The organism is Tenacibaculum litopenaei (assembly GCF_964514025.1).
GTDB classification, from domain to species: domain Bacteria; phylum Bacteroidota; class Bacteroidia; order Flavobacteriales; family Flavobacteriaceae; genus Polaribacter; species Polaribacter litopenaei.
Map to the genome: position 1 here is coordinate 326,853 of NZ_CAZEQT010000006.1, position 7,102 is coordinate 333,954.

The 7,102-nt window shown below is 31.7% G+C and carries 8 protein-coding genes and 2 pseudogenes; all 10 read right to left on the bottom strand.

What is annotated here, in order from left to right; all coding sequences use genetic code 11:
• Positions 1-166: 166 nt before the first annotated feature.
• Positions 167-493: a hypothetical protein gene (locus ACKTS5_RS10020; protein WP_408043732.1), complete on the bottom strand. Its 327-nt coding sequence runs from the start codon at positions 491-493 to the stop codon at positions 167-169.
• Between the two features lie 102 nt (positions 494-595).
• Positions 596-1,429 (bottom strand): annotated as a pseudogene (locus ACKTS5_RS10025) (RHS repeat domain-containing protein); the annotation flags it as partial.
• A 157-nt stretch (positions 1,430-1,586) separates the two neighbouring features.
• The gene (locus ACKTS5_RS10030; RefSeq protein WP_408043733.1) at positions 1,587-1,874 is read right to left on the bottom strand and encodes a hypothetical protein; all 288 of its coding nucleotides are present in this window, start codon (positions 1,872-1,874) and stop codon (positions 1,587-1,589) included.
• A gap of 235 nt (positions 1,875-2,109) precedes the next feature.
• Positions 2,110-2,754: a hypothetical protein gene (locus ACKTS5_RS10035; protein ID WP_408043734.1), complete on the bottom strand. Its 645-nt coding sequence runs from the start codon at positions 2,752-2,754 to the stop codon at positions 2,110-2,112.
• A gap of 492 nt (positions 2,755-3,246) precedes the next feature.
• Positions 3,247-3,447 (bottom strand): RHS repeat domain-containing protein, encoded by a 201-nt coding sequence (locus ACKTS5_RS10040; RefSeq protein ID WP_408043735.1) that lies wholly within the window; start codon positions 3,445-3,447, stop codon positions 3,247-3,249.
• 202 nt (positions 3,448-3,649) lie between these two features.
• On the bottom strand, positions 3,650-4,168 hold the full coding sequence (locus tag ACKTS5_RS10045; protein WP_408043736.1) for a hypothetical protein: 519 nt from the start codon (positions 4,166-4,168) through the stop codon (positions 3,650-3,652).
• Positions 4,146-5,171, bottom strand: a complete 1,026-nt coding sequence (locus ACKTS5_RS10050) for an RHS repeat-associated core domain-containing protein (RefSeq protein ID WP_408044631.1) — start codon at positions 5,169-5,171, stop codon at positions 4,146-4,148. The genes ACKTS5_RS10045 and ACKTS5_RS10050 overlap by 23 nt, the downstream gene beginning before the upstream one ends.
• A gap of 411 nt (positions 5,172-5,582) precedes the next feature.
• A complete protein-coding gene (locus tag ACKTS5_RS10055) occupies positions 5,583-6,143 on the bottom strand; it encodes a suppressor of fused domain protein (protein ID WP_408043737.1) in 561 nt (186 codons plus the stop codon).
• Positions 6,097-6,612, bottom strand: a complete 516-nt coding sequence (locus tag ACKTS5_RS10060; protein WP_408044632.1) for a GH-E family nuclease — start codon at positions 6,610-6,612, stop codon at positions 6,097-6,099. The genes ACKTS5_RS10055 and ACKTS5_RS10060 overlap by 47 nt, the downstream gene beginning before the upstream one ends.
• Positions 6,613-6,762: 150 nt before the next feature.
• Positions 6,763-6,999, bottom strand: a pseudogene (locus ACKTS5_RS10065) (RHS repeat-associated core domain-containing protein); the annotation flags it as partial.
• Positions 7,000-7,102: the final 103 nt, after the last annotated feature.

Here is a 7,102-nt window from a genome sequence, read left to right on the forward strand (position 1 = left end):
AGAAACTTTCTTACGTGATTACAACGATAAAAAAGCGTACTCTTAAAAACAACAAAACCACAACATTACTGCTGTGACTTTATCTATTTTAAAATTTAATTTCTAATTGCTTACTCATACTCGGCACGGACTGCAAGTCCGCGCTATCGGGAAACAAAATACTTGACTACATAATCATTTTTTTTGAGATCTTTAAAAAAGCCTTGATTTTATATACTAATATCAGTAACCCAATAATAGCAAAACTTATGAAGACTACAAAAATTCTAAAATACTGTCTAACAACCCATTTTGAGAAGACCAAATCTATTTTTTTTGAATAAAACAAATCAGGGATTTCTCCTCTTTCAATCTTATAATATGTATCTTCTGTCACACTCACATTATACTTTTTCTGATTATAAGAAACGTTGATTAGATATGAACTTCCTCTGCCTCCTTTTTTTATTTCTTTTTTTATAAAAATATAATCAATACTCCTATCTAAATTCATATTAATTATATAATAATTATAAAATTGATTCATTGAAAAAAAAAAGTCATACAAACATATAGAATTAAGAAAATATTAGTTGTATTTTTCAAAAAAGTAAATTTATTTCTTTTCGTCATTTTTCTTTTGTTCATTATTATTCGTCTTCGTCGCATCCTGAGCAACATTTCCTGCCGTTTTACCTAAAGATTCTCTACCAACAAAACCTGTTTTATCTAATATTTTAAAATCTCTTGCTGTTTTCTCATGAGCTGATGCTCTTTTTTTATTATACATTATTTTTTTATTATTTTTACTTTTTCTTTTAGATAAATCTTTTGCTTTTTTACTTGCGGCCTTTGAATTTGCGCTTGCAATATCTCCAGCTTCTTTAAATACATTAGTTTTAAATGCTCCACCAACACCAACCTCTGCCATAGAACCAGCTAATATACTTTTCAAATCAATATCATCATTTTTAAGAACTGTCTTTAAAGTACTCTCTAATGCGTCAATACCTACATTTAAAATATAAGTTAAAGCCTTTCTAAATTTAGGATCTGCTAATTTTGAAGCAAATCTTGTAACTCCCCCATCCAGAAAACCTGATGCAGCACCAAAAGACCCAGCCACTGCCATATCAATAAAATCACCTTTTCCTTGGGATTTATTGGCTTCAGAAAAACTATCTCCCGATAACATTTTACTCCCTACAATTCCTACATACTCGGTTAATGCTCCTAGTATAAAGCCTAAAACAGGATTTTTACCATCAGGGTTGGTATACAATGTTGGTATGTTATAACTGTAATTATATGGAGAATAATCGTAGAATTTTTCAGCAAGTGGGTCTAAATTCATCCACCTACCTAAACTAGCATCATAATTTCTAGCACCGAAGTCGTGCCATTCTAAACCAAGTTCTTCGTTAAGCTCTTTCCCGTTGCACCCAAACTTCTGCGCCGTAGCATTTCCAAGGGATGAGACGTTGTTGTTGTAACCTTTGTGTTTAAGCCTAAAAGGATAATAATTAGATTACCTCACCGCTCTTTATTTATTTTGGTATTCGGTGAATCTCCTTGGTGGCTTTCTTCCACAATCTCAGTAGAAGCACTTACAATACCATCTTTATATGATATTCTATGCTAACCCGCCAGCAGGATCGTTCGCTAAAAAGGGATACCATACCTTTTATCAACGCTCCGACCTCAAAATGACCCTTATATTGATATACATAGTTTAAACTTCCACTATCATTACTTACATAGCCCTCTGGGTGGTTAAAGAATGCTAAGTTCACCGATGCTCCATGACCCGAAACCTTGTTATAAATGGAGTTCCCGGCGTATTCCGTGGTTACCGGACTCGATACACTTCCAGTTACTGTCTTGGCTAACTTCACCCCAGTAGTATCCTAGCAGTATGTATAAGAACGTGTTTAGCCATACTTGACCTATATTCAAACCTAGTAAAATTATAGTAAACACACAATAATTGTCCTAAACAACTAAAAGATGAATCTAAGTCCATCTTCTTGCTTGTTTAATGTATTCATTTATTTGTTGTCGCTTACTCGGTCACACGATACAATCGTTCGAGAGCTGGGGAGCAAGGATACTGAATATACACCGAATTAATTAAAGCTTTATTAACAAATCATTGCTTGGTTCAAACTTTAAAAAAACAGACTTTAATTTTTTTTCATTTGTAGCTTCAACCCAACCAGATAAACTACTTTGAAAGCCAATTATATTATCTGTTAAAACAATTGAGGCCTTAAAAACTAAATCACCGCCTTCATAAATTAGCAACTTACTTTCACATGTTGACATATCCCCATCTGTTTTTCTAAAATTAAAACTTTCTTTTAACTCATTCAGCAACTTATCATCCTTACACTCAAGCATTTTAGCTTTTTTCATACCCTTGGGCAACTTTTCTAAGTCGTTCTTATCTAAAAATAAAAATGCTTTATTCTTTCCTAATGAAAAACTTACATCATCAATAGGATTGAAAACCAACTCGTTAACATCATAGTTGTTAACTATTTCTTTTATATGTGTATTTAGTACCATTGGACGGTCAACTAGAAAATAAACCCCAAGAATAACCCCTAAAAAAGTTGATATAATTATTATTATTTTTTTCATTTTAGTTTTTAACTCTCCTTTTTTCTCATTTATTGTACCATTATTTTTTTGTACTAAATTAGAATCAGATACTATTCCTCCACTATAATATACTCTTACACTAGTAGAATAAACCTTGGATGTTTTATCCAATATTTCAGAAAACTGAGTTGATACCGAATCTTCAAAGGTGTCTGGCACATTAGTCCTACACCCTCCTACAACATTAATATGAGCTCCATTAGAAAAACTATCCTTGTTAAAGTCATCTGGCTCAAAATTTTCTCCAGTTCCTCCGTAACCAACATCTAAATCTCCAGGAGTAGCATGTCCTACATAATAAAAACTCGTAATTTTATCATTTTCCCTTGATTCTCCTCCATCTTTATTATCTACATAATTTACTATATCATCTACATCTGAAACTATTTTAAAATTTACTCCTGCCTTTTTTGCTAATTTTTTATACTTAGATATTTGTTTTTTTGTAAAACCATTTTTTTTGTCATTGTAAACAATCCATGTAACTTTTTGTCCTTTTCTTTGGAAATGCTTTTTAGCTGCTTTTGCTTTATATAACCCATTAATTAAAAAGTGGTCTCTATTCTTATGATTCCCTGGTGAACCAGAAACTACTATTCCCTCTTAACCATCTGGGTCAATAAATTTAATTGGATTATTATAAACATATAAGTATGGACTATAGGTTGCAAATTTAGCTGCTAATGGGTCTAAATTCATCCACCTACCTAAAGCGGCATCATAATTACGAGCTGCAACATCAATCCACCCAAGACCTAATTCATCTTGATGTTCTTTACCTGTAAATCCAAATTTCTGAGCCATTGAGTTTCCATGAGAAGAAATTATGCTATTGTAGCCTTTATGTTTCAATCCAAAAGGAAAATCAACTACTTACAATTTTTTCCGCTTTTAAATACTTTTAACCCTTTTCTAAAATTTTAAAAGCTATTTCAATGAACTTAAAAATCAGTAGTTAGTATTTTTACCAACTATTGATTTTAACATTATCTATTTCATCAAAAAATTAATCTGATATATTATTAGACATAACTTCCAGAAACTTTACATTTTTTTCATCTGGATTTTCCGAACATTTTTCTCCCTCACAAATATAATTCCCTTTCTTGTAATTTTCTTTAATTTCATTCACAACTAAATTCAAAAGTAGTCTATTGTTTTTTAAATTTTTATCGTTATAAATAAATGAAGAATTAGGAAGATAAGACATATATACACTGTCTTTTTTTGTTGTGATAATTTTTATTCTCAAACCATTTCGAGAACTCATTTTAGTATTTATTGTATCTAATAATTCATAAAGTTCATTCTCAAAATTTAAATTATCAACATCAATTTTAAGTCCATATTTTTCATACTCTTTTTCAAAAGTTAACAAAGACATATTATATGTAGTCATACGATTTGGAATACATAAAATTTTTGTTTTTATTGAGTCTTGCTTTTTATTAACACATGAACAACTCAAAATGAAAAGGAAGAACAAAATAAGGTTGTAATTATTATTTTTTATAAGGATTTGCATTTTTGTGAGTTTTTACTTTTTTACCTGCTGTTTGAATTCTTTTTAAAAGTTTTTTTGTATCATCAATCCAATCTACACGACCATCTAATAATTTGATTGTTCTTTTTAAATTTTTAATAGTTGATGGAACACCCATTTCAGTACTTCCAGGACTTATCGTCTTAATTGCAGTAGCATCGTCGTAGAAATCCCTAGTAGAATTACCTTTTTTTAGTTCTCCCAGTTGCTTTGCCATTTTAGACTCTGCTTTAACTGCTATTGTTTCATCTAATGTAACATCAGGATCATTTGGATCAGGTTTTTGCTGAGCTTCATAATCTTTTGAAGTTTGATGTCTCAAAGCATGATCTCCTTCATGTTCTAAATCTGTATAAGAAGAAAAGGTTCCTTTAGATGTTATAGTTCCTCCATTTGGATCCCAATAAATACTACCTTCATTTACTTCATAAGCAGTCTCTTGATTACCTGTTGCCTTTATAACCCCTATTGTTTTATCTTTATTTTGAACTAAGTCTGTAAAAGATCCTCCTCCAGCTTCAAGCATAGTATTATAAGCAGTTATAGTTTGTTGCACAAACTCATTATCTGGGGCATCCGTAGCATCTCCACAAAAAGTATAGGATTGACCTTCTCCATAGTGTATATTCACACAGTCTCCATTTACATCAACATAATAGACTGGATTATTTAGTGTATAATGATAAGGTGTATTTGACATATAAATTTCTGCAAATCGATCTATATTCATAAATCTACCTAATGAAGGATCAAAACTCCTTGCGCCATATTCCAACCAATCTAAACCTAAAAATTCTTCAAACTCTTTTCCGTTATACCCAAACTTCTGTGCTACTGAATTTCCATGAGGTTGAACCACGTCATTATATCCCTTATGCTTCAATCCGAAAGGATAGTAATTAGATTCCTCAACAATCTCGGTAGAAGCAGTTACAATACCATCCTTATTAGCATCGGTATAAGATACTCTTTGCCAACCCGCCAGCTGGCTCGTTCGCTAAAAAGGTATACCATACCTTTTATTAACGCTCCGCCCTCAAAATGGTCTTTATACTGGTATACATAGTTTAAACTTCCGCTATCATTACTTACATAACCCTCTGGGTGGTTAAAGAAGGCTAAGCTTACCGAAACTCCACGACCCGAAACCTTGTTGTAAATATAGTTCCCGGCGTATTCCGTAGTTACCGGACTCGATAAACTTCCACTTACTGTCTTGGCGAACGATAGCCCAATAGTATTGAAATTGTATGTATAAGAACTTGTGTAGCCTTACTTGACCTATATCCAAACCTAGTAAAATTATAATAAACTATAGTCCTAAACAACAAAAAGATGAACCTAAGTCCATCTTCTTGATTGTTTTATTGAGTTTGTTAAGTGCTAATTTGAAACATTATCTAAGTTGCCATTCTTCCCTCTGAAAACTCCAAAAATCAGCCATATCTTCTTCTTCAAGTAAATCTTCGAATAACTCCCAACCATTATTTTTTATAAATTCTATTTCGGATTTATATAACGGTATTAAAGACACAAAAATAACCGTGTTGTTTTCATCAACTTTATAGATATGAAAATCATCATCAAAAAAAACTGGTATTGAGATATATACTCCATAAAATTTTGATTTGGTAAAAATACTATTCTCAAAAGATTTTACTTCTCCTCTTAATAAAACCTCTTGTTTTTCTATCAGATACTCTCCAAAATTTATTAAAAAGGACGCTATTTCGTCACTTTTACAAGATTGTTCTACTGATAGCAATAATTCAAACCGATATTTTTTACCATCTTTTTCAAGTAAAAAGTCACTCAATCCTAAAGTACTGTAAGTATACAATTCTTCGTATGGTTCGTCTTTAAACCCCACACACTGTACGCCTTGATAATTATGATTGGGGTTCCAGCCTTTATCTATAAGCCCTAAATTTCTTTCTAAATGATTTACTAAATTCATTGATTATTGATTGTTGATTGTCTGAACGATTACATTTTCTACATCTTAACCTTGTGTTTTTATTGTACTCGTCCAAAACTTCTTTTCTTGTTTTACCTGATAAGTCTCTATCTTTCCATTTCGGTTGGTGGTCGTTATCCCAACCATTTTCGCCATTTCTTTTCTCCTTATTATACGGATTTCCCTCAACATCTTTATCACAAGTTGAACATTTTTTTGTTCCCTTCTTTTTTCCATCTTTAGCATTATCCCAACTATCTTTTAATGTTTTCTTTCTAAACGAAGATGGTCTTTTCTTAACATCCTTAACTTTTTTAGCTTTAGAAGTTAGTTTAGATATTGCGTTTTTAACAACTTTCTGTCCTTTATTATTAAAGTCCGTACCTATAACTAAATCTGCAACAGCACCAATTCTATCCATCATTCCTATCTCTCCGTTTCCAAAAATAGTAGCAAAGTCTCCAGCCATATCTGCAACTTCATCCAAACCTATATCTTTTAGATGTTTAGATGTAAATTTCTTTCCTGCCTTTGTAACTTTTTTGTAAGTTTTATAGGCCCTCTTTGCTATTTTACCTGCTGTAATTAAAGCACGTATTGGATTTTCTCCATTTTTTTCTTGAAAAAGTATAGGATTATTAGCTCCATAAACATAAGGACTTTGGAAAGTGTATTCTTCGGCTTTAGGGTCAATAGATGTAAACATTGCAGTTGCAGGGTCATACATCCTAGCTCCATACTCATAAAGATTTAATCCTAATGATTCTTCTAGTTCTTTACCATTATACTTGAACTTCTGCGCCGTACTATTCCCTAAAGAAGAAATATTACCATTATACCCTTTATGTTTTAAACCAAATGGATAGTAATTAGATTACCTCACCATTCTTTACTTATTTTGGTATTCGGTGAATCTCCTTCGTCGATTTCCTCGATAATCTCGGTAGAAGCAGTTACAC